Raw genomic sequence first — 22,818 nt, 5'->3', positions numbered from 1 at the left:
ATCTATCTAGAAACTTTACCAGATGTGTTACCATCTACCATTTGTAAAACTTCTTCTTTAGTTGTTAAATTAAAATCTCCTGAAATCGTATGCTTCAAACAACAAGCTGCTACAGCAAAATTTAATGTTTTCTGTAAATCAAAATCAGGATTAATTAAACCATACAATAAACCGCCCATAAAAGCGTCACCACTTCCTACACGATCTACTACAGGAGTAACATCTCTAGTTTGTGCTTTCAAAACTTTTGTTTTATCATACAACACTCCTCCTATTTTTTGATGAGATGCACTAATAGAATAACGTAAAGTAGTAGCTATAATATCTAAGTTAGGACAACTTTCTACAACCAAATTATACTGATTTGCTAATGTATCTAGATTTTCATAATCTGGATTAACCTTCGTTTTCCCTAGCATGAAAAGTGCTGTATCGATGTCTCCTAATATGATATTACTATACTTTAATAATTCTGGCATAATATCTTTCGGATCTTTACCATATTTCCAAAGTTTAGAACGATAATTTAGATCTGAAGAAATTGTAATGCCTTTCTCATGAGCTTTTTTTACAGCTCGTAAACATTCATCTGCTGCATTCTGAGAAATAGCGGGAGTTACTCCACTCCAATGAAAATGCGTAGCATTTTCAAAAACTTCATCCCAATCAATCTGACCAGCTTGAATGTTGGCTATAGCACTATTTTCTCGATCATAAATTACCTTACTTCCTCTAGTACCAGCACCCGTTTCTAAAAAATAAATTCCAATTCTTTTTCCACCGAGTGCTATATGGTTAGATCCTACATTTCGTTGTCTGATTTTTTCTATGGCGCAATTACCAATATCATTATTTGGTAAACAGGTTACAAAATCTGAAGTAACACCATAGTTTGCTAGAGAAACCGCAACATTAAACTCTCCTCCTCCATAAGTTACATCGAAGAAATTTGCTTGAGAAAAACGTAGGTGTCTTTCGGTTGCTAAACGCATTAAAATTTCACCAAACGCTACAACTTTACTCATCTATTTTAGTTTAATGTGATTTTATACTATTTCTTATTAAATACCTAAAGCTTGTCCGCCTCCAATTTGTACAGTTTCAGCAGTTATAAAAGCTGCATCTTTACTAGCTAAGAAAGAAACCACACCTGCTACATCTTCTGGTTGACCTAATCTTCCTAACATAATGTTGTTTGCCCAAGAAGCAAATACTTCTGGTTTTGTAGACTTAATTTGTTTGTGAAAATCTGTATCAATAGTACCAGGAGAAACAGCATTTGCTCTAATTCCGTACTCAGCTAAATCTTTTGCTAAAGCTCTAGTTAACGTGTGTACAGCGGCTTTAGAAGTTCCGTAAATTCCAGCTCCTGGTCCACCTGCATTCCATCCTGCATTTGATGTATAATTGATGATTGATGGATTATCACTTTTCTTTAAAAATGGAATAGCTGCTCTAGATGCGAAAAATGCTGAATCTAAATTTAAAGCCATTACAAAACGATAAAAATCTGTAGTCATTTCTTCGAAACGTTGACGACCACCTAAACCTCCAGCATTGTTTACTAAAGTATCTATTTTACCGTATTTCTCTCCTATTTTAGTTATATTTTCAGTAACCGCTACTTCTTTAGTGACATCAAAACCATAATATTCGGCAGTGATTCCTTCAGCAGTTAACTCTTCTACTCTTTTAGCTCCCATGTCATCTTCAATACCATTTAAAATTACCGTATATCCATCTTGCCCTAACCTTCTTGCTACAGCAAAACCTATTCCTCCTGTTGCTCCTGTAATTACAGCTATTTTACTCATCGTTATTTGTATTTTTTAATTATTTGTTTCTTGTTTTATTTCTAGTTTTTTCTTCCTTGAATTCGTTCTATTTTCGGACATAAAACCCAAACACTTATTAAGGAAACTGTTGCTAAAATTGCTCCGATAATAAATACAAGTGTATAATTTCCTCCTTTAGTTAACCATGGAATGAAAAATGTTAATCCAGCTGCTGCTAATTTTGCCGCCATTCCTGAAAAACCTGCTAATGTTCCTACTGTTTTTCCACTGAATAAATCACTTGGTAATGTTTGAATATTCCCGATTGCTGTTTGAAATCCGAATAAAATAACAGCCATTATTAATACTGCAGTTGTTGGTCCTCCTGGATTAGCCAATGCTAATAATGATGGTAACATAATTACACAACCTAAAGTGATTACCATCTTTCTAGTTTTATCAACACTCCAGCCAATTTTTAATCTATTTTGAGCTAATAAGCCTCCAAACCAAGCACCAAACATTGCCCCTAAATATGGAACCCAGCCATAAATACCTATTCCTTTCACATCCATATCATATACTTCGAATAAGTAAATCGGAATCCATGATACAAATAGCCACCAAATTGGATCTATAGCTGCAGATGAAATAATTACTCCCCAACTTTGTTTGTGTGATAATAATTTTGAAGTATCTGGTGTGTATTCTTCTACTGAAGTTTCTGTATTTGTTTCAGTATCTTTTTTCTGACCTTTTAAAATATAGTTACGTTCTTCTTCAGTAATCCAAGGATGCGATTTTGGTGGAGATTTTACTACAATTATCCAAGGAATTAACCATAATAATCCTAATAAACCTACAATAATAAAAATCGTTTGCCAGCTAAAATGGCTTGCTAAAAAAGCAATTAAAGGAATCGCAATTGTACCACCAATTGCTGCTCCAGAATTAAATAGTCCTTGAGCAAAAGCTCTTTCTTTAGTAGGAAACCATTCTGCATTTCCTTTTGAAGCTCCTGGCCAATTTCCCGCTTCAGAAATTCCTAAAATAGACCTGAACAATGCAAAACTTGCAAATGAATTTGCTAATGCATGTAATGCTGTAGCTACAGACCACACTCCTATAGATAAAACAAATCCTAATCGTGTTCCAATCCAGTCAAAGATTTTTCCAAAGATTGCTTGACCGAAAGCATAGGAAAACATGAATACAATTGTTATCCAAGAATAAATCTCTTTTCTTTCGTCTGCATTCTTATCTGGATATAATTCTTGGGCAATATCTGGCCATAAAACAACTAAAGTTTGTCTATCTATATAATTGATTATCGCAGCTAGTGCTATTAAGCCTATTACCCACCATCTGAGTCCTTTAATTTTCATTTCTTACTTTAATTTACAACGTATTTGGTCTGGGCTCATAAAATTGCATTATGAACCTTTATTGGTTTTATAAGTCATAATTCTTAAAACTGTTACTTAAGTTTTATGACTTTCGATATGTTTTTGTTTAATCTTTACTTACTCTGATTGATCTATTAAACACCTAAAGAAATCGTTACTTTTCTGAATTTGAATTATAACAATATTGATATAGCACACTGAAATGATCTTTCATTTTTTGTTTAGCTAATTGGGGATCTTGATTTTTTATTGCTTCATAAATGTCATAATGTTCTTGAATTCCTTTTTGTGCTAAGTTTTTATCACATACATGGTACTTTTCAAAATTGGTGATAATACCAGGTGTAATCATCAACATAAATGTATTTATCGTAGTATTTTTACTTGCTTTAGCAATAGCCAAATGAAAAAGTAAATCTTCTTGTACTGCATCTTCTCCTGCTTTTACTTTATTCGTATAAGCTTCAAGAGTTTCTGCCATCGCTTTTAAATCATCTTCTGTTCTTCTTAATGCTGCTAATCTTGCTGTTTTAAGTTCTAACAGAATTCGAGTTTCTACTAGTGATTTAAAATCTGGATCTTCTAAACTAAGAATGTCTTCAATCATTCCGTTAAGAGCAATTACTCCAATATTCGCAACAAAAGTTCCGCTTTGAGGAATTGATTTTAATAATCCATAGAATTCTAATTTTTGGATTGCTTCTCTAATATTTCCTCTAGAAACTTCAAATTTTTCTGATAGCATTCGTTCAGAAGGAAGTTTATCTCCTGGTTCTAAGTTCTTATAGTTAATTAAATCTCTAATTTGAGAGATAATTTTCTTTTGAACATTTTCGCTATCATTTGTTGTTAATATTTCTAATTTCATTTACTCTTGTTATAATTGGTTAACCAGTTACGATTTACGAATTTAATAAATTACATCTGTTAAATTTTATATTTGATTATTAATTTTTAAAATTTTAAAAGGTTTAATGTGATACTTCTAGCTTATAATATTTAACTTTTGCAAAGGCATCTTTGTCTCTGGTTTGAAAATAGTTACCTGCTTTAAAATAGTTTTCAAAAATGCCCCAACGTTTCATGTGAATGTTTTCGTAAACTTTAAATTCACTATTATTTAAAATTACTACCATTTTTCCGTCTGAAACTTTGACTTCTAATGTGAACTTTTTAAAACCTACTTTCTGTTTAAATGTAAAACCTTCATCATCTCCCCAAGCTTCTTTATGTAACAATTCTGTGTTTGTTGCAGACTTGTTTTTTAAAACCTTGGTCTTTACACGTACTTTACCATTTTTCCAATATATTTTTAAAATTGGTGGTGCATTATTATCTTTTTGACCAATAAGTTTTTTCTGATCGTTAGTTAATCTTCCATGAATTTGCATGATTATCGTTTTATGATAATTGCCTTTTTTATCCCTAGAAATATCAGTAACCGCTAATTGTCCTTTCATTCTTCCACCTTGCTTGAAAGTCCAGTTTACATTATTGTTTCCTGGATCCATCTGCTCTCTTAATTCTGATCGAGAATACTTAGTATTTGCTGTTGTTATTTTTGGTTCAGCATAAAAAACTATAGCTCCTTTTACAGAATCGTTGTACATATATTTTTGTAACAACTCGTTGTTCGCATAATCAAAAATTTTTGGAGGACTAACTTCAAAAGGTCGTCCTTTGTCATTTCCTTCAGGTATTGTTACTTTCCAATGTGAAAGATCAATTTTAGGAAGTTTAACTTTCTTTCGTCTTCGTTTCTTCCTTTTTTTCTCAGTTTTATCACTCGAGTCTGAAACGCTACTATGCTGTGCATTACAGGTAGCGTTTGCAAACAAGAGTATAATTACAAAAAGCCCTATTATATTTTTTAGACTGCTCTTCATTTATGTTTATAAATTAATAGCTGTAATAATTACCGAATCTAATCTAATTTCTTCGTCTCCACTGTTGTAACCGAAATCACCACCGCCACCGCCAGTAGCTGGTCCACCAATTCCTCTAATAAATAAAGCAACACTATTATTTGCTCCAGAATTGAACGTGAATGTGTATGTGATATAACTATCATCATCAGGATTACTTATTGTTTCTGATAAAAGATTGTTGGTATCGTCTTCTACTTGCGCGATAGAAGTGTATCCCCAGTTTTCTTGTGGAAAATCTGTAGTTTCTGTAAAATATATTGGAGTATAACCTGAAACAAAACCTGTACCTGATAACACACGTACATCTAACATGCTTGGAAAAGACCCACCACTTAATTCTTTAAAAGATGCAACCAATTCGATTGTATAATCGGCATTTGGAGTTACTTCAAACTCTTGGTATACGTGATCTGGTTCGTTATTATCTAATTTTACAACATTATCTGAACCTCCGTTACCAGAACTTGATTCACCTTGATCTCCTAAGTCTTTATTAATCCAAGCTGAACACGCACAATCTGAACCTGAAGATTTTGGTAATTTGTTAAAATCAGCATTTACTAAAACAGGATCTGCTATTGCTGGAGCTTCAGGTTCAACAACTTCAATAGTTTGACTTACTGTACTTTCTACTCCTAAAGCATCAGAAACAGTAAGAGTTACTGTAAAATTACCTTCACCAGGAAATTCGTTCACTCCATCTTTATCTGTAGAAGTATTTCCATCACCAAAATCCCACTGATATTGTGTAGCACTTGTAGACAAGTTTGCGAAATTGTATAATCTAAAATTATCTACATTTTGACTTGCTTCAAACGCAGCAGAAGGTGGTGTTAAATCTTCAATTGAACCTTCTTCTGGAAGTTCAAATTCAAAATTACAAGCTGTAAAAGCTAATATTCCTACAAAAGCTAAGACCTTTGTTATTAATGTTCTTTTTATTGTAAATTTGTTATTTTTTCTCATGTTGAAAAGGTCTTTTAATTAATAACCAGGATTTTGATTTAAAACTCCACCACCTAAGTTTACTTCTCTTTGAGGTATTGGAAGTAATAAATCTGTAGCACTAAAACTAGCTCCAATACTACTAGAAAATGCAGATAATGTTTCTTGTGCTTTGTTAAATCGTAACAAATCAAAAAGTCTATGATTTTCAAAAGCTAACTCTACTCTTCTTTCTAATAATAAATCATCTTTTGTAATTGTAGTTACAGGAGTTGTTAATCCTGCACGATTTCTAACCAATTGAAAAGAAGCTAATGCAGCTGGTACACTTGTTTCTGTAGATGCTCCCATGATTGCTTCTACGTGAAGTAACAATACATCTGCGTAACGTAAAACTATCCAGTCGTTTCCTGCTTGTGTAGGATTACTAGATGTTGGGTCTATACCTAAGGTTGCATCTCCGTCAGGAATATATTTCACTACTTGAAATCTTGTTGGTTGTGCTTGATCTACTCGATAAGAAAATTGAGTTCTATCTCCACCAAAATTATCTAAAGCAGCTTTTGCATCTGGAGTTACATAATTTACACCACTAGTTCTTCCAACAGCATTTAACCATTCTGCTGAGAAATTCTGACTATTTTGTGCGTCGTCTCCAATATATCCAATAGAGAAAATTATTTCATTATTTCCTTCATTAAAAAAGATATCTTTAAAGTTAGATTCTAAACTGAATCCTGAATTCATAACTACTTCACAAAGTTGTTGTGCTTCTAAATAGCGTTTGTTTTCTGTAGTCATGTAAACTTTAGCAAGTAAAGTCTGTGCTGCAGCTCTTGACGCTCTGTTTTTTGAACCGTTTTCTAACGTTTCAATAGCTCTATTTAAATCTGACTCTATTAAATTGTAAATATCACTTTTTGGTCTTCTAGTAAATTGTACTTCTTTATCTCCTGGTGCAATTACTCCTTCAATTAAAGGAATGTCACCGTACAATCTTACTAAATTAAAATATGCATAAGCTCTAACAAATTTAGCTTCACCTTCAAATCTTGATCTGTTTGCTGCAGTTGCGTTATCTAAATTCTCTAAAATGATATTTGCTCTAAAAATTATATTGTAAAAACTACGATAGTAATCTTCTACAATTCCATTATTTGCTTCAATTGTATAATTTTCAAACTGTGCAGCTTCACCTTCACTACTTTTAGTTTGCGTATTATCGCTTCGCATTTCAGTTACATAAAACTCAACTTGTATCGAATGATTGTCGTTAGAACTTGTTGAATTTATTCCTTGAATTCCATCGTACATGTTTATCACTCCTAACTCAAGTTCATCGTCATTTGAGTAAAAAGTTTCACCATTTGGTGTTCCAACAGGTGCTGGTTCTAAAAAATTATCACTACATGAATACGTCATTAACATGATAATTACTAGTATGCTTATATATTTTATCTGTTTCATGTTCTTCTTTTAAAATTCTAAGTTTAACCCTAATGAAATAGTTCTAGCAATTGGAGAACCTGCTCTTTGATATCCGAAAGTTAACGGACCTGTACGTTCTACGAATTCAGGATTGAAACCAGTATAATCGTCGGCTGTAAAGTATAATAAGTTTTGACCTGTTACATACACTCTAGCCTTTGTAAAAAACTCAAAAGTTTCTGGTAAATCATTCGAGAAATTGTATCCGATATTTACGTTACGTAATGAAATGTATGACGCATCTTGGATAATCGAATTTGTAAAAATCTTCTGCTTAATAAATCCTTGATCTGGAGTTGTAGCTGGATCGAAATCTTGTGAACTATTGAAGTGATTAAATAAATATTGATCTCCCATATTTCTAACTTCTGCTCCATGACTACCTTGCCACATAAAGCTAATGTCCAAATTTTTATACCTAAAACTGTTAGAAAAACTCCAAACTAAATCTGGATAAGGATCACCAAGAATAGTTTTATCATCGTCGTCGATTAATCCGTCTCCATTTAAATCTTTTACGTAAACATCTTGTGCTTCTCCACCAACTGGGTGAAAAGGATCGTTAATAAATTCTAATGGAATTTCACGATCTACAACCCAACCGTAAAAAGAAGCTACCGGATTTCCTACTGAGTTAATCCATTCTGCCGCTCTTTTAGAATCTACATTTAAAATTTGACCATCTGAATCTCCAAAATTGATTAATTCATTTTCATTCATTGAAGCTAATATTGTAGATGACCAACTAAAATCTTCTGTGACTATGTTACGTGTTTGAAATTCTAATTCAATTCCTCTGTTCTCAACTTCTCCTAAGTTGACTAAAGCTTGAGCAAATCCGGTAGTTACTGAAACTGGGTTAAATAATAGTTGTTTGTCGTTATTTCTTTGGTATACATCAACTGCACCTCTAATTCTATTATTAAAGAATCCGAAATCTATACCTAAATTTACTTCTCGTGATTGCTCCCACTGTAAATCTGGATTTGGAAGATTTAAAGGATCGAATGCTGCGATTACATTATTATCTAAAATTGTTGAAGTTGCTTGTAATAATGCAATTGAAGGATAGGTGTCGATTAATACATCTCCTGTATTTAATCTGTTATTACCACTTAAACCGTAACTTGCTCTAAACTTTAAATTACTTAAGAAATCACTATCTTCTAAAAACTTTTCGTTGCTAATTATCCATCCTACAGAAGCAGCTGGGAAATCACCAAACTTAGAATCTGGACCGAAAATTGAACTACCATCACGCCTAAAACTTAACGATACTAAATACTTATCATCAAAAGCATAATTCACTCTTCCGAAGAAAGACATAAATGTAGTTTCGTATTGTAAAGATGTTTTATCTGAAATATTTGTTGCCGCATCTAAAGTTTGCGATAAATCTGAAGTAAAACCAGTTCCCGTAATCGATTTCGTTTTCGTATCAAAAGTTTCAGTTGAAAAACCTGCAACAGCGTTTAAACTGTGTTTTTCATTGAAAACATGGTTATATGTAAAATAATTATCAGAAACTAAGTGAATTCTATTTAAATCTGACGTCGTTAAAAAAGCTGCATCTGCACCATTTCTATTCGCTTCTACTCCAGAATAACGGAACCCATTTCTTTGTTCAAAATCTCCTGAAAAAGAAGTTCTAAACTCTAAATCATCAATAATTTTATAGTTTAAGTATACAGAACCAAATAATCTAAATCTCTCTTCTGTTCTATTTCGTTCTAAAACTTTTGCAGCCGGATTCGTATTTGATGAATTACTAATATCTGTTCCACCTGTTGCAATTGGTTGACCCGTTGCTAAATCATAATCATCAAACATTCTTTGTACAGCATAATCTCCAATTTGCACATTAGCCCAACGACCATTATCTCTTAATCTGTTTACATATTGAATGTTGTTTTCATCAATAAATAAAGGTAACCAAGATGGTTGTCTTAAAATATCATGTACAGAACCGTCGAAACGTCTTCTCTCTGTTAATGTTGGTGTTAAGCTAAATCCAACTTTAAACTTCTTAGATAATTTACTATCTACTTTTAATTTTAAATTATATCTCTTAAAATTATCAGTTAGTAAAACTCCTTCGTCTTTTAAAAATCCTAAACTAGCACTAAACTTTGTTTTTTTAGTACCACCTCTTACACTAAACGAATGATTTGTAATTGTACCTCCATCAAAAATTACATCTTGCCAACTTCTATCTGTTCCGATTAATTGTTTGTATCTAGTTCTATCAGATAAAGTTCCGTTAAAAGCTAATTCAGCTTGTGCTGTTCTTGCTACACTAAAAGTATATGCATCTGATCTTCTTGCCTCTTTTAAACCTGTAAACGTGTTGTATGAAAATCTAGTTTTCCCTTCTTTTCCAGATTTAGTTATGATTTGAATTACACCATTTCCTCCTCTAGATCCATAAATAGCTGTAGACGCAGCATCTTTTAATACATCAAAAGAAGCAACATCACTCATATCTAAAGAACCTAAAAATTCGTTATCTACTACTAATCCATCAACAACAATTAAAGGATCTGATACACCTGAGATAGATCCCGTTCCTCTAATTCGAATTGTAGGAGCAGAACCTGCTTCTCCTTCTGTTGCTTGAATATTAACACCAGAAACCTGACCAACTAAAGCGTCGTCTACTCTGGCTACACCAATCTGTTCTAAATCTTTGTTTACTAATTTAGATACAGCTCCGGTTACATTTGATTTTTTCTGAGAACCATATCCTACGACTACTACTTCGTTAAGTACATTTGATTCTTGTTGTAATACAATAGTTAAAGGTTTATCATTTTCTACTGTAATTAATCGGTTTTTATAACCGATACTTGAAATTTGTAAAACTTCTCCTTTCTTAACTTTCAATGAAAATTTACCGTCAAAATCTGTAGAAGTTCCTTTAATGGTACCGAAAATAACAATATTAGCTCCTGGTATAGGAAGATTATCTTCTTGAGCTAACACAGTACCACTCACCGTTAAGGTTTCTTGGGCAGTTATAGCAAGACAACAAAAGAGCATTGCTATAAAGGTTAATTTGGTTTGTAAGTTCATAATGTTTGTTTGTTGTTTGATTTCTTGATCTTACCTTAACACTTAATTGCTAACCAAATTTTGGCATTTCTTAATTCTTTAGTATTTTTGCCGTATCGATTGCTTTGTGCTTTTGATATTACTTCGGTTCCAAGAGAAGTAAATAGAAAAGGATAGGTTGCGTGAAAATCTGTCCTTTTTTTAGATCAAAAAAAATTGGTTTACCAATCTGGTTTACCAAATATATATTATTTTTTGATTACTAAAAAATTATTTATCAGTTATTTCCATAAAGTCTTCTCGTATTGGACTAAATACATCGATAAGTACTCCTGCTTCTTTACAAATAGCTCCATGCATTACATGTGGTGGAATGTAAAAACAATCTCCTCCTTTTAATAATTTTGTTTCTTCTCCTATGGTTAATTCAAAAGCTCCACTTTCTACATAAGTAACTTGAGAATGATAATGCTCATGCATTGGACCTACACCTCCAACTTCAAAATGTACTTTTACCAACATGATTTTGTTATCATATCCCATAATTTTTCTTTTTACCCCTTCTCCTACTACTTCCCATTCAATTTCATCTCCAAATAGAAACTCTTTACTCGCTTCAAATGTTTTCATTAGTGTTATATTTAATTATTAAAATAGTAAGCACCCGTCCAATTATAGTGCTTATTTTGTATTGTTAATTCGTGTTTTTTATGTTCTGAGGAATCTTGATTAGCTATAATTACAATGCAGTTTTTTTCATTGTTAAATGTTAATGATAAAGCTGTATAATCAGTTTTATCGTATATCACTTTTACTGATTTGATATTGCTTTTTGCTTGAATTGAAGATTCTGAAACCGTATCGTATTTACCATGAGATTCTAAGATATTTACAAATAAGGCATCTGATTCATTTGTTTTTCTTTGAATGAAAACCGGATCTCTTCTTAAGTTAAAGTTTGGATCATTTGCTCCGATTCTTCCAAAAATAAACTCATCTTTATTCGTAGAGATTGATGATAATGTATAAAATCGTTGATTGTGTAACCAAGTCAACTGCGTTAGTTCTTTATCTGAATTTCCTGAAGCTTCTTTCCATAAATGTTGATATCCATGTTTTTTACCTAAAGGTTTGATTTCAGAAAAAGAAGTAACATCTAAATTAGAATCTATAATTTGTCCGAAATAATACAATGGTAAATCGTAAGTATGTTCAGCTTCTGAAGTTACTTTGGTAATATCGATAACAAATGGAGTCGTTAGAGTTGTATCTGAAACCATTAGCATCGTTCTATGTAATTGTGCTCCTTCGTAAGCATTATTTTCTTTAGCACTTACAACTTGAACCTTTTCATTCTTAACATCAAAAAGATACTTCTCTGCATGGTGTTTACTACTTGCTTTATATTTTCCTTTGAACTGGGAACTTTCATCTACCACAATTGTATTGTGTGCAATTGTTTGTTTAGCCCAAGTTTTATTCTCTTTTAAATAGCCTCCTCCATTTTTTTGCTCAACATTTACAAAACGTGCTAAACCATAATCTTGAATTACTTCTTCTCCGTTTTCATATAGTGAAAATGACAACTTATCGAAATGCCCATGACTTAATCCGTGTGCAGAGTATTTCATTACCAAAGTTAACTTTTGATCGTTTTGCTGAGCTCTAACTATTCCGATAGCTCCTTCGTCTCCATTTGCTCCATCTGATAGTTCAATTGACTCTTTTTGAAATGGTTTTGCTTTACCTTCTTTTACGGCTAAAGCAACTGCCATTCCTGTTTCATCAAGTTGTACCTGGTTTTGTTCTTTAGCAACTGACAATAAACCTTGATCTTGTTTTCCAAAAAAGTAAGCGATGTCTACGGCAGAAATTAAAGATTGATTGTGATAAGACATTCCTTTTTGTCCGTCATTCAAAGGAAAAAATTCTCCATCTTCATCTGTTAAATTTAAAATCGCTGATACAGATTTTAAAAGAACTCCGTTCTTATATTCAAAAATCTTTAATTCTGGCTTTTTATTTTGTAAAGCTTGCGCGAAAATCAAAAACGGATATAATGCATATCTATGGTAATACGGACCTTCTGTATAATAACCGTCTGGCGAAAATGGACTATCTAAGTTTGCTAGAAATCCAGATTTATTTCCTTTAGATTTAATTGTGCCACCATCATCATCTATTGCTTCAGAAGAAATGCCGTCATTTTTAACTCCATACAAAGCTCTTTGAATTAACTCTTCATCGTTCATCACTAAACCAATCATCCCTACAGCTACACAACCCCAAGTACTGTGATTGTGAATTCTATTGAAAAATTGTGGTGTTTCAACTGACAGAAAATCAGCATAAGGTCTAAATAAATTCGTTTCTAAAAAATCACGTTCTTCTTTAGTTAACCAATTGTAAATACTATCATAAGCCTGACTTGTATATACTAACCAGTTTGCATCATTTAAACATTGCCAAAACAACTTTCCTCTTGCATAAGATCTTGTTTCTGGATGACGAGATAATGTTGGAAATAAATTGGCATATCCCATAAGCATTTCTTTAATGTACAATGCATATTTTTCATTATCTAATAATTGAAACAGCACACCTGCTTTTTGCATTGTAACATAATTAATTTTATGCTGCGTATGACTGTAACCTCCAGCCATATCTTTGGGAATTGGTATTGATATTCCTTTTGATATTTGTTTATCAACTTCAGATTTAGTTAACGTTAGAGAATGGTCAAATAAAGGAATTGTACCGATATTCTTTTTTATATTCTCTACACCTTTAGCAGTAAGAATTAAGTTTGGATGCGAAGCAATTTCTACTGAATTGTTTTTTACATTTTGTTTCTTATCACATGAAAATAAGAAGATCAGTAATGATAAGTTTACTATTTTGAATGCTAATTTCATGAAATACTTAATAGATTAACTTTTGAGATAAGTTTTCTTGAACTTTTAAAACACCAGAGTTTTCGATCGTATTATTAACTCCTTTTTGTCCTTTTGCTCCCCATAAAATTGTAACATATTTTACGGGATTATTTTTAAAGGTATTTCCTTCAAAAATCATATTTACAATCCCTCTAGTTTTAATTAAAATATGTTCTTGATCTGATTTACCACAGTTAGTAAAAGAGTTGTTTTTCAGTTTTAAATTACCTCCAATTGTAGATTCATCATAACCGCCACGATAATAGTTCACAACTTCATTTTGAATGTTTGAAAAAGTAGAATTTTCAATAGTTAAAAACTCTACGTTATAATCTCCTTTATCATTAGTTTCTTTATTTAAAAGAATACCTGTTTTACAATCTTTCAATACTGAATTTTGGATTGTAATTTCATTAGCAAAAGATCCTTTAGAAACTTCTAAAATTGTTTTGAAGTTTTTAATTTCTGCATCTACAATTTCTAAATTATAAGGAAAAGACATGTCTTTTTCTAACGTCGTAAATGCTTTCTGAACATTAGTCCCAGTTACAACAACATTATTCAATTTTAAATATGACTTTGGATGTAAAACGAAACCTAAAGCACCAGTTTTAAATACTAGTTTTGATTTTTCTGATGTATTTTTTGAAGTAATTTTTATATCATTTTTGATAGCAATATTTTCTTTAATCTCATACGCTTTAGCTGTTAAACTTATTACAGTTCCATCAATTGCTTTTTCTATTGCTGATTTTAATTCTTCTGTATTTGCTACTTCTATTTCTGTAACTTCTAAATTTTCATCTTGAGAATTATACCAATCTGTACCATACTCTTTAATGTTGATTTTTCCTGTTGCATTCTCCTTTGCAGAGATGGCTCCAATACTATTTCCTTGTCTTAAATTCCCAAATAAATCGTGTGTTATATTTCGATTAAAATCAAAACCATCGTAAGCTTTAGTATTTAAATTTTCAGGAATTTGAAGCCAATCAGAAATCTTTTGCATCGTAATTTGCTTTGTTTCTAAGCCTTCTGGTTTTATACTACCTGTATTAGAATAATTGATCTCATTTTTATGAAATGCAACTCCATCTACTTGATCATAGGCAATTATTGGTACGCTTGTTCCTGTTTCATTATAAATAATATTATTAGCTACTACTACTCGTTCTGGTCTTGCTGATCTAATTTCTGAAGCTGGTAAAACTTCACGTTGTTCTAAATTCGCTCCAACACTAAAATGAAATGGAGAAACACAATTTACCCAAGAATTATTTGCGACTACAACATCTGTAACTTGATTGTATCTATTTAATGGTGATTTAGGAATTCCATTCATTACGGCTAAAGGAGCTCTAAATTCATTTCCTTTTAAGTTGTAGAAGTAATTATTTGTAATCCAATGCCCTGTGTTTATCACACGAATTCCTCCTATAAAATTAGATTTTTCATTACCAATAAAAATGTTTCCATTAATCTTATTGTAATTTCCATGACGTAACACTAAAGATCCTTCACATTCGAAAAATATATTGTGATTAAATTCATTAAAATTAGATTTACTTGATATGATTTCTACTTCACCATTACATCTCTCAAAGTAGTTATTTTCAACTTTCACATAAGCAGGTGTCATAGAAGTATAACTATCACCTATTTGCATTGTTTCTGCCTTTGGTCCACCTTTTCTAGGTCTTGGTCCAAAATGATTAGAAACTATTTTATGATGCGTATTAATATTTTCGTTTCCTTTTAAAAATACTCTAAGTGTCGGACCTTGATTAGCTTTACCTGTAATGTAACAATGATCAAGCTGATTATGTTGACCCCAAAACTCAACCCAATGATCTTTTTTATTTCTATCTGGTTGTGAAAAACCTTCAATAACACAATTAGTTACAGTACAATTATTTGCAATTTTATTATTATCAATTTTAAATCGTATTAAGGCTTTATCTGGTGTGTATCCGTCTTTAAAATATAATCCTTCAACTCTTAAAAAGTTTCCTCCTAGTTTTAAAAATGATTTTCCGGTTACAATTACTTTTCCATTATGCTCTGCTTTTAAAACAATTGGAGCTTTTTCTGTTCCATTTCCATAAAACTTTAATGTAAGATCTTTCCATTCTCCATCTTTCATCACAATTACATCTCCTGGTTTTGCTTTTTCTACAGCTGTTTTAAGCGCTTCTTTATTTTCAACTAGGATTTCATTTTTTACATTGGATTTACAATTAAACAACAGAATAATTGAAAATAAAAGCAGGAATGTTTTTTTCATTTTTAAGAAAAAGGTTTGTACTAAGATTGATTGTTTCTATTTGATATGCTTATCTTTTACTTTTCAGTAAAAACAACTGGTTTACCAGATTGGTTGACCAAACATATAAATAAATTAAAACATTACAAAATTTTAGCTCTCTTTTTTAAAAACTTAATAAATAAATGAGGTAATCTTTGGCAAGTACGAATTATAAGTTAAACTGAGTAAACCTTTATAAAAAAGAAAACTTTACTATTACTTCTGATGTATTTGCAGATAGCATAGTAAAGCTTTTATAAAATTGTATGAAGTAAATTATTTACTTTTTATTTTCTAAAAAGAAATTTTTGTATTTATCTACATTTTTAATGGATTTCTCAATCCATTCTGAATAAATCTCTAATTGTTCTTGTTCTGTTAATTTCCAATCTAACTCAGATTTACGCAATCTTGTTGTTACATCTTGTAGAACTATAGCCGCAGCTACAGATATGTTTAAACTCTCAGTAAAACCAACCATAGGTACTTTTAAATATCCGTCTGCATTTTCCATCATAAAATCTGAAACTCCTTCTCTTTCTACTCCAAAAACAAATGCTGATTTTTTACTGATATCAAAATCTGAAAGATAACACGAATCGTTATGTGGTGTCGTAGCGATAATTTGGTATCCTTTTTCTTTTAACGCTGAAAAACATTCTTGTGTGTTACTTACTTCAGATTTAAAGCGATAAAAATCTAACCACTTCTGACTTCCTTTTGCAATTTTTTTAGATACTTTATTTAAATAACTATTCTCTATTGTATAAACATCTTGAATACCGAAAATATCACAACTTCTTACTACAGCACTGGCATTATGTGTTTGAAAAATATTTTCCAATACTACCGTAAAATGTCTGGTTCTATTGGATAAAACTTCTTTAAAAGTTGCTTTTCTATTATCAGTTACATAACTTTCAAGGTACTTCAATAATTCTTCATCTATCATACCACAAACTTAAAAAATTATTACTTTAGACATATGAAAAAAATAGTTGTACTTACAGGAGCTGGTATTAGCGCAGAAAGTGGTATTAATACGTTTAGAGATGCCGATGGTTTATGGGAAGGTCATGATATTATGGAAGTTGCTTCACCTATAGGATTTAGAAATAATCCTGCTTTGGTTTTAGATTTTTATAACCAGCGAAGAAAACAACTTTTTGAAGTAGAACCTAATTCAGCACATTTCAATTTGAAAAAATTAGAAGAAGATTTTGAAGTACATATTATTACTCAAAATGTTGATGATTTACACGAAAGAGCTGGTAGTACAAATATTATTCATTTACATGGTGAACTTTTAAAAGCTAAAAGCTCTATTACTGATGATTTTATTTGTGAATGGACTAAAGATATTACTTTAGGTGATAAAGCTGAAGATGGTTCTCAATTAAGACCTTATATCGTTTGGTTTGGAGAAGATGTTCCTATGATACCAAAAGCAGTTGAAATTGTAGAGCAAGCTGATATTCTAGTAATTATTGGTACTTCTATGCAAGTATATCCTGCGGCTAGTTTAATTAATTTTATTCAAGAGAATACACCTATTTATTTTATCGATCCAAAACCTAGTGTAAATAAAAACGCCTTTAATAATTTGACAATTATTAAAGACGTGGCTTCCTTGGGGACAGAAAAACTATTAGAATTACTTAACGTAAGTAATCATTAAATTATCGTCTGCGTTCTCTAAATCCTCAACTAGCTCAACAATAAGCTTGTTCTCAGTGATCTCTATTACTCTATGAAAAATAGTTTCCTCACCAGATAGCTTAATCATTTTTTTGGTCTTATCGTAAGTCCATGAAAATGTTTTAGAATCACCAAAGTGATTTTCTTCAACTTTTCCGTCCTTAGAAAACACCATCCATTCATCATTTTTGTTTGATGATAGTTCAGGTTCTTCACCTTTCTCTTGTATAGACTCTATAAACCACTTTCCAGAGGTTAAGATATTCTCTACTTCTTGAGCTTTAACAGTGAAAGCGAATAAACCTAAAAATAATGCTAATACTAATTTCTTCATTTTGATAGATTATGTTTTTAATCAAAAATAAACAAAAGTTAGACCAAAATGGCAATTGTTAATAATTAACTTATAATTTTATCAAAAAAATTATACAATTCTCCATTTGAAATGGCGCTACCCTTTTCTATTAAGTCGAATATTTCAATGTTTCTTTCCGAATTATAAGTTTTTGTGCCATTAAATAACTCAACTTCTTTCGATTCATAATTTTCCAGTAACCAATTATAATCATTTTGTTGCAATAAATCAACTTCTTTATGCACTTTAATTACTATTCTTGACATTTTTCCTTCTTCACATTTGAAAAGATTGATCGTTTTTTTTGAAAAATGTTCTAGATATTCAGTGCGTTTTAAAACATCTTCCCAAACAATATCACTGAATAAGTTTAGTTCATTTTCTGCTAAATTCGGTTTTTCATCTTTTATCTTCTTCCATTCCTTAAAATCTACTCCTTGTGTTGCTAAAAACTTAGAAAATTCTTCATGCAAACTCTCAAACTGCTCTTTTGTAAGTTGTCTATATTTCATTTGGCAATTTTAATAGTAAATTTGGGTTTGGGCAATTTTGTTTGTAAAATTCTACATTATTTTTTGAACACACACCAGGATAATCACCAGAATTTCCTTGTAAATCTTTAATTAATTGAAAATGTAAATGCGGAGCATAATCTCCATTAACCTCATTTGTACCTAAAGTTCCAATTACTTCTTCTTTCTTAACTTTCTGCCCTACTTCTAAATTTTCTATTGAAAATAAAGATAAATGTCCATAAAGTGTGTAAAATTCAACTCCTTCTATTTCATGTTTTAGTATAATTGTTGGACCATAATCACCATGATTCAAATTATTTTTAAAACTGTGAACTTCTCCATCTAAAACGGCTAAAACTGTAGTTCCTGCATCGCACCATAAATCTAAACCTAAATGAATATTTCTTTCATTTTCATCGGTTGAATTAAAATAAGTACTGCGTTTATAAATATCTCTTTGTTCAATGTAACCTCCGAAAGCTACTTTTGCATTTTTCGCTTTTAAATAAGTATTTAAATATGTAGACCATTCATTAGAAGAACCAACATCAAAAGTAGTTAAATCTTCATTTTTAGTAGATATGGATATAGGAACGAAGTCGTTTATTGAGAAACTAGGATCTATTACTTTTAAACCTGTTTCAGATATAGAATTCAAGATTTCTTTCATTTGTTAAAAATAAAAAAGTGCAGTAAAAACTGCACTTTAAAATCACTAATATTTTATTGTTTTTTTATCTAGTTACCGTACCCATAATAGCTTGTACTGGACCTGCTCCGATATTTAACACAGTATGATCCATTGCCATAGCTGGAATACCTTGAGCTAATGGCTTTAAAGTAAATGGTGCTGGACTGTTATCTGGACTTGGTTCAACAGAAATTACTACTGTACTTCCTCTTAAATCTAAAGGAAAAGCAATACTTCCAACACTTCCCATAACATAATCTTCACCAGGATAACCAGGACCGTTACTAGTTGCTCCTTTAAACGGAGAAGTTGCTGCGTTATCGTCAGCTGCTGCTGGATCTGTAAAAGTACCTGTACTAATAGGAGTACCATTAACAACTACCCAACCTTCGTATTTCCATCCTGCAGATAACATAGGTAAATCTAATCCTGCGACTGGAGCAGCTCCTGAATTATCTAAAAACCAAACTCCACTATATTCATTAGTATCATCCATATCAGTAGGAGTTGCTAAAATATATTTACCTGTAGAACTGCTAAAATCTCCAACAATATTTGAAGAACTTACAGTTGCAGAATTTCCTGAAAAGTCACCTGATAATATCTTTGTGTCTGCTGGGGCTGGATCTGGATCAACAGCTGGCTCTATAGATAATACAAATGCTGTAGCTGCATCTAAATCTGCTTGCTTTACATAAAATTCAGTTTGAGATAAAACTCCTGAATCATCCACTGTGAAAACTCCAGTAGTAACAGGTGCTCCATCAACAATAACCCAACCTTCATATTTAAAATCGGCTCCTAAATTCTCTAATCCTGTAAAATTTAAAGTTACAGTAGCTCCTTGAATTCTATCTACTTCTATATTGTTAGATAAATCAAAATTTCCAGAAAGGTTATTTGCATTTTGCCCCATTGCTAAACCTTGTACATCTGCTTCATATGCAATATGCCATATAAAACATTTCCCTGCACCAGCATCATCAAAATTTACACCTTCTAATGCTGCGATGTCTCCTGGCAAACCAAGAATCATTCCTGCTTCATCTGTTACTATAAACGAAGTACTAGCTCCTTGAATATTCCCTTCAACCGAAATACCCGAAACATTGTCTGCCATTCCATCCACTAGAAAAGAAAACGGTCCTCCTGTTAAAGTTCCCGCCTCTGTGATTGTTACTGGCTCATCATCGCTACATCCTGTAAACGCTAATGTAAAAGCTAAAGCGACTGCTCCATAAATGAGTTTTTTCATTATATATTAGATTTTAGTTAATTAGCCACTTTGTCGATCTTCTTTTTCTATACTTACAAAAAAACTCCTGATTTTTTAATCAGGAGTTAATTTAATACCGAATAAAGTAAAAATACTTTAAGCGTTTTGCTTTTTAATTAAATTTAATGCAGAACCTTCATTATACCATTCTATTTGACCTGCATTATAGGTATGATTTACTTTAATTTCATCTTTTGATCCATCTGAATGCACTATTTCAATCGTTAATTGTTTACCTGGTGCAAACTCGTTTAAATCTAAGAAATTGAAAGTATCATCTTCTTGAATTAAATCATAATCTGATTCATTAGCAAAAGTTAATCCTAACATTCCTTGTTTCTTCAAATTCGTTTCATGAATACGAGCGAATGATTTTACTATTACTGCTACAACTCCTAAATGACGTGGTTCCATAGCTGCATGTTCACGAGAAGAACCTTCACCATAATTATGATCTCCAACTACTACAGTAGGAATTCCTTCTGCTTTATATGTACGTTGTGTTTTAGGAACAGCATCATATTCTCCTGTTAATTGACTCTTTACAAAATTTGTTTGCTTATTGTAAGCATTTACAGCTCCAATTAAACAGTTGTTAGAAATATTATCTAAATGTCCTCTATAGCGTAACCAAGGTCCTGCCATAGAAATATGATCAGTTGTACATTTACCAAAGGCTTTAATTAAAAGTTTTGCTCCTTTAATTTCGTTTCCAATAGGTGTAAATGGCGTTAATAATTCTAAACGTTCAGAATCTGGATTTACAACTACTTCTACTCCACTTCCATCAGCAACAGGTTCTAGATATCCATTTTCTTTAACTTCAAATCCTTTTGGCGGTAATTCCCATCCTGTAGGTTCATCTAGTTTAACTTCTTCTCCATTTTCATTAATTAATGTATCTGTAATCGGATTAAAGTCTAATCTACCAGCAATAGCAATTGCTGCTACTAATTCTGGTGAAGCAACAAAAGCATGTGTATTTGGATTTCCGTCTGCACGTTTGGCAAAGTTTCTATTAAAAGAATGCACAATACTATTTTTAGGAGCATTTTTTGGATCTTCATAACGTCCCCATTGTCCAATGCATGGTCCACAAGCATTGGTAAATATTTTAGCATCTAACTTTTCAAAAACTTGTAAAATACCATCACGATCTGCTGTATAACGAACTTGCTCTGAACCTGGATTAATTCCAAACTCTGCTTTTGTTTTTAATCCTTTATCTAAAGCTTGCTGTGCAATTGAAGAAGCTCGAGATAAATCTTCATAAGATGAGTTTGTACAAGAACCAATTAATCCCCACTCAACTTTTAAAGGCCAATCATTTGCATTTGCTTTTTCTGTCATTTCAGGTCCAGCTGGCGTAGATAAATCAGGCGTAAAAGGTCCGTTTAATAATGGTTGTAATTCTGATAAGTTGATTTCAATTACCTGATCGAAATATTGTTCAGGATTTGCATAAACTTCAGCATCAGCCGTTAAATAATCTTTTATTTCATTTGCTGCATCAGCTACATCAGCTCTATCTGTAGCACGTAAATAACGCTCCATAGAGTCGTCGTAACCAAAAGTAGAAGTTGTTGCTCCAATTTCTGCTCCCATGTTACAAATCGTTCCTTTACCTGTACAAGACATTCCTGTTGCTCCTGGTCCAAAATATTCAACAATAGCACCAGTTCCTCCTTTTACAGTTAAAATTTCAGCAACTTTTAAAATCACATCTTTTGGAGCTGTCCAACCCGATAATTTACCAGTTAATTTTACTCCGATTAATTTAGGAAACTTTAATTCCCAAGGCATACCCGCCATAACATCTACAGCATCGGCACCACCAACTCCAATGGCAACCATTCCTAATCCACCTGCATTTACAGTATGTGAATCTGTACCAATCATCATTCCTCCTGGAAATGCATAGTTTTCAAGAACTACTTGATGAATAATTCCAGCACCTGGTTTCCAGAAACCAATTCCATATTTATTTGAAACTGATTCTAAAAAATTAAATACTTCATTACTTATATTTAATGCATTTTGTAAATCTGTACTCGCTCCTTCTTTTGCTTGAATTAAATGATCACAGTGTACAGTCGTTGGAACAGCTACTTTTTCTTTACCTGCTTGCATGAATTGTAGCAACGCCATTTGAGCTGTTGCATCTTGACAAGCAACTCTATCTGGTGCAAAATCTACATAATCTTTACCTCTTTGAAAAGCTTTAGATGGATTACCATCCCAAAGGTGTGTGTATAATATTTTTTCTGCTAATGTTAATGGTTTACCTGTAATCTTTCGAGCAGCATCTACTCTTTCAACTACTTTAGCATAAACCTCTTTTATCATATCAATATCGAAAGCCATGAACTATAAGTTTTAGTTTGTAGACTAATTTACCAAAAAAACGTAATAGAAATTCGTAACCTATTTTAATTATAATGAGTTTAAA

The 22,818-nt window shown here is 31.8% G+C and carries 18 protein-coding genes; 1 reads left to right on the top strand and 17 read right to left on the bottom strand.

The annotated features are described in order from the left end of the window. Positions 1–2: 2 nt before the first annotated feature. The 12 genes from Q1A15_RS05450 to Q1A15_RS05395 form a co-directional block, all read right to left on the bottom strand. Entirely contained in the window at positions 3–1,025 is a 1,023-nt protein-coding gene (locus Q1A15_RS05450; RefSeq protein ID WP_299620016.1) for a sugar kinase, read from the bottom strand. 36 nt (positions 1,026–1,061) lie between these two features. Then, positions 1,062–1,814: an SDR family NAD(P)-dependent oxidoreductase gene (locus Q1A15_RS05445; RefSeq protein WP_299620013.1), complete on the bottom strand. Its 753-nt coding sequence runs from the start codon at positions 1,812–1,814 to the stop codon at positions 1,062–1,064. A gap of 41 nt (positions 1,815–1,855) precedes the next feature. Further along, positions 1,856–3,160: an MFS transporter gene (locus Q1A15_RS05440; protein WP_299620010.1), complete on the bottom strand. Its 1,305-nt coding sequence runs from the start codon at positions 3,158–3,160 to the stop codon at positions 1,856–1,858. A 175-nt stretch (positions 3,161–3,335) separates the two neighbouring features. Continuing rightward, on the bottom strand, positions 3,336–4,049 hold the full coding sequence (locus tag Q1A15_RS05435) for a FadR/GntR family transcriptional regulator (RefSeq protein ID WP_299620007.1): 714 nt from the start codon (positions 4,047–4,049) through the stop codon (positions 3,336–3,338). 103 nt (positions 4,050–4,152) lie between these two features. Next, positions 4,153–5,067, bottom strand: a complete 915-nt coding sequence (locus Q1A15_RS05430; protein ID WP_299620004.1) for a polysaccharide lyase family 7 protein — start codon at positions 5,065–5,067, stop codon at positions 4,153–4,155. 6 nt (positions 5,068–5,073) lie between these two features. Then, complete coding sequence (locus Q1A15_RS05425) at positions 5,074–6,075, bottom strand: PKD domain-containing protein (RefSeq protein ID WP_299620001.1); 1,002 nt, start codon at positions 6,073–6,075, stop codon at positions 5,074–5,076. A gap of 18 nt (positions 6,076–6,093) precedes the next feature. Continuing rightward, a complete protein-coding gene (locus Q1A15_RS05420) occupies positions 6,094–7,521 on the bottom strand; it encodes a RagB/SusD family nutrient uptake outer membrane protein (RefSeq protein WP_299619998.1) in 1,428 nt (475 codons plus the stop codon). A gap of 9 nt (positions 7,522–7,530) precedes the next feature. Beyond that, positions 7,531–10,614: a TonB-dependent receptor gene (locus tag Q1A15_RS05415; protein WP_299619995.1), complete on the bottom strand. Its 3,084-nt coding sequence runs from the start codon at positions 10,612–10,614 to the stop codon at positions 7,531–7,533. 249 nt (positions 10,615–10,863) lie between these two features. Then, a complete protein-coding gene (locus Q1A15_RS05410) occupies positions 10,864–11,223 on the bottom strand; it encodes a cupin domain-containing protein (protein ID WP_299619992.1) in 360 nt (119 codons plus the stop codon). Between the two features lie 11 nt (positions 11,224–11,234). Then, positions 11,235–13,508 carry an alginate lyase family protein gene (locus tag Q1A15_RS05405; RefSeq protein ID WP_299619989.1) on the bottom strand — a complete coding sequence of 758 codons (2,274 nt, stop codon included), beginning with the start codon at positions 13,506–13,508 and terminating at the stop codon, positions 11,235–11,237. Positions 13,509–13,515: 7 nt separating this feature from the next. Further along, complete coding sequence (locus Q1A15_RS05400; protein ID WP_299619986.1) at positions 13,516–15,813, bottom strand: chondroitinase-B domain-containing protein; 2,298 nt, start codon at positions 15,811–15,813, stop codon at positions 13,516–13,518. Between the two features lie 301 nt (positions 15,814–16,114). Continuing rightward, positions 16,115–16,786 (bottom strand): RNA methyltransferase, encoded by a 672-nt coding sequence (locus Q1A15_RS05395; RefSeq protein ID WP_299619983.1) that lies wholly within the window; start codon positions 16,784–16,786, stop codon positions 16,115–16,117. Positions 16,787–16,819: 33 nt separating this feature from the next. Here Q1A15_RS05395 and Q1A15_RS05390 point away from each other — a divergent pair, with 33 nt between their 5' ends. Further along, complete coding sequence (locus Q1A15_RS05390) at positions 16,820–17,512, top strand: NAD-dependent deacylase (protein WP_299619980.1); 693 nt, start codon at positions 16,820–16,822, stop codon at positions 17,510–17,512. On the opposite strand, the gene Q1A15_RS05385 is transcribed toward Q1A15_RS05390, so the two are convergent. The 5 genes from Q1A15_RS05385 to Q1A15_RS05365 all read right to left on the bottom strand — a co-directional run bounded on the left by Q1A15_RS05385 (position 17,489) and on the right by Q1A15_RS05365 (position 22,733). Beyond that, positions 17,489–17,866: a lipocalin family protein gene (locus tag Q1A15_RS05385; protein WP_299619977.1), complete on the bottom strand. Its 378-nt coding sequence runs from the start codon at positions 17,864–17,866 to the stop codon at positions 17,489–17,491. The two genes, Q1A15_RS05390 and Q1A15_RS05385, sit on opposite strands and share 24 nt — an antisense overlap. A 65-nt stretch (positions 17,867–17,931) precedes the next feature. Next, on the bottom strand, positions 17,932–18,399 hold the full coding sequence (locus Q1A15_RS05380) for a DUF6495 family protein (RefSeq protein WP_299619974.1): 468 nt from the start codon (positions 18,397–18,399) through the stop codon (positions 17,932–17,934). Then, on the bottom strand, positions 18,389–19,072 hold the full coding sequence (locus tag Q1A15_RS05375) for a peptidoglycan DD-metalloendopeptidase family protein (protein ID WP_299619971.1): 684 nt from the start codon (positions 19,070–19,072) through the stop codon (positions 18,389–18,391). The genes Q1A15_RS05380 and Q1A15_RS05375 overlap by 11 nt, the downstream gene beginning before the upstream one ends. A 64-nt stretch (positions 19,073–19,136) precedes the next feature. Beyond that, complete coding sequence (locus Q1A15_RS05370) at positions 19,137–20,348, bottom strand: anti-sigma factor (protein WP_299619968.1); 1,212 nt, start codon at positions 20,346–20,348, stop codon at positions 19,137–19,139. A gap of 117 nt (positions 20,349–20,465) precedes the next feature. Continuing rightward, positions 20,466–22,733: an aconitate hydratase gene (locus tag Q1A15_RS05365; protein WP_299619965.1), complete on the bottom strand. Its 2,268-nt coding sequence runs from the start codon at positions 22,731–22,733 to the stop codon at positions 20,466–20,468. Positions 22,734–22,818 lie beyond the last annotated feature (85 nt).

This window comes from uncultured Tenacibaculum sp., assembly GCF_947495995.1.
GTDB lineage: Bacteria > Bacteroidota > Bacteroidia > Flavobacteriales > Flavobacteriaceae > Polaribacter.
The sequence above is the reverse complement of the archived record's forward strand: the minus strand, read 5'-3'. Positions and strand labels throughout refer to the sequence as shown.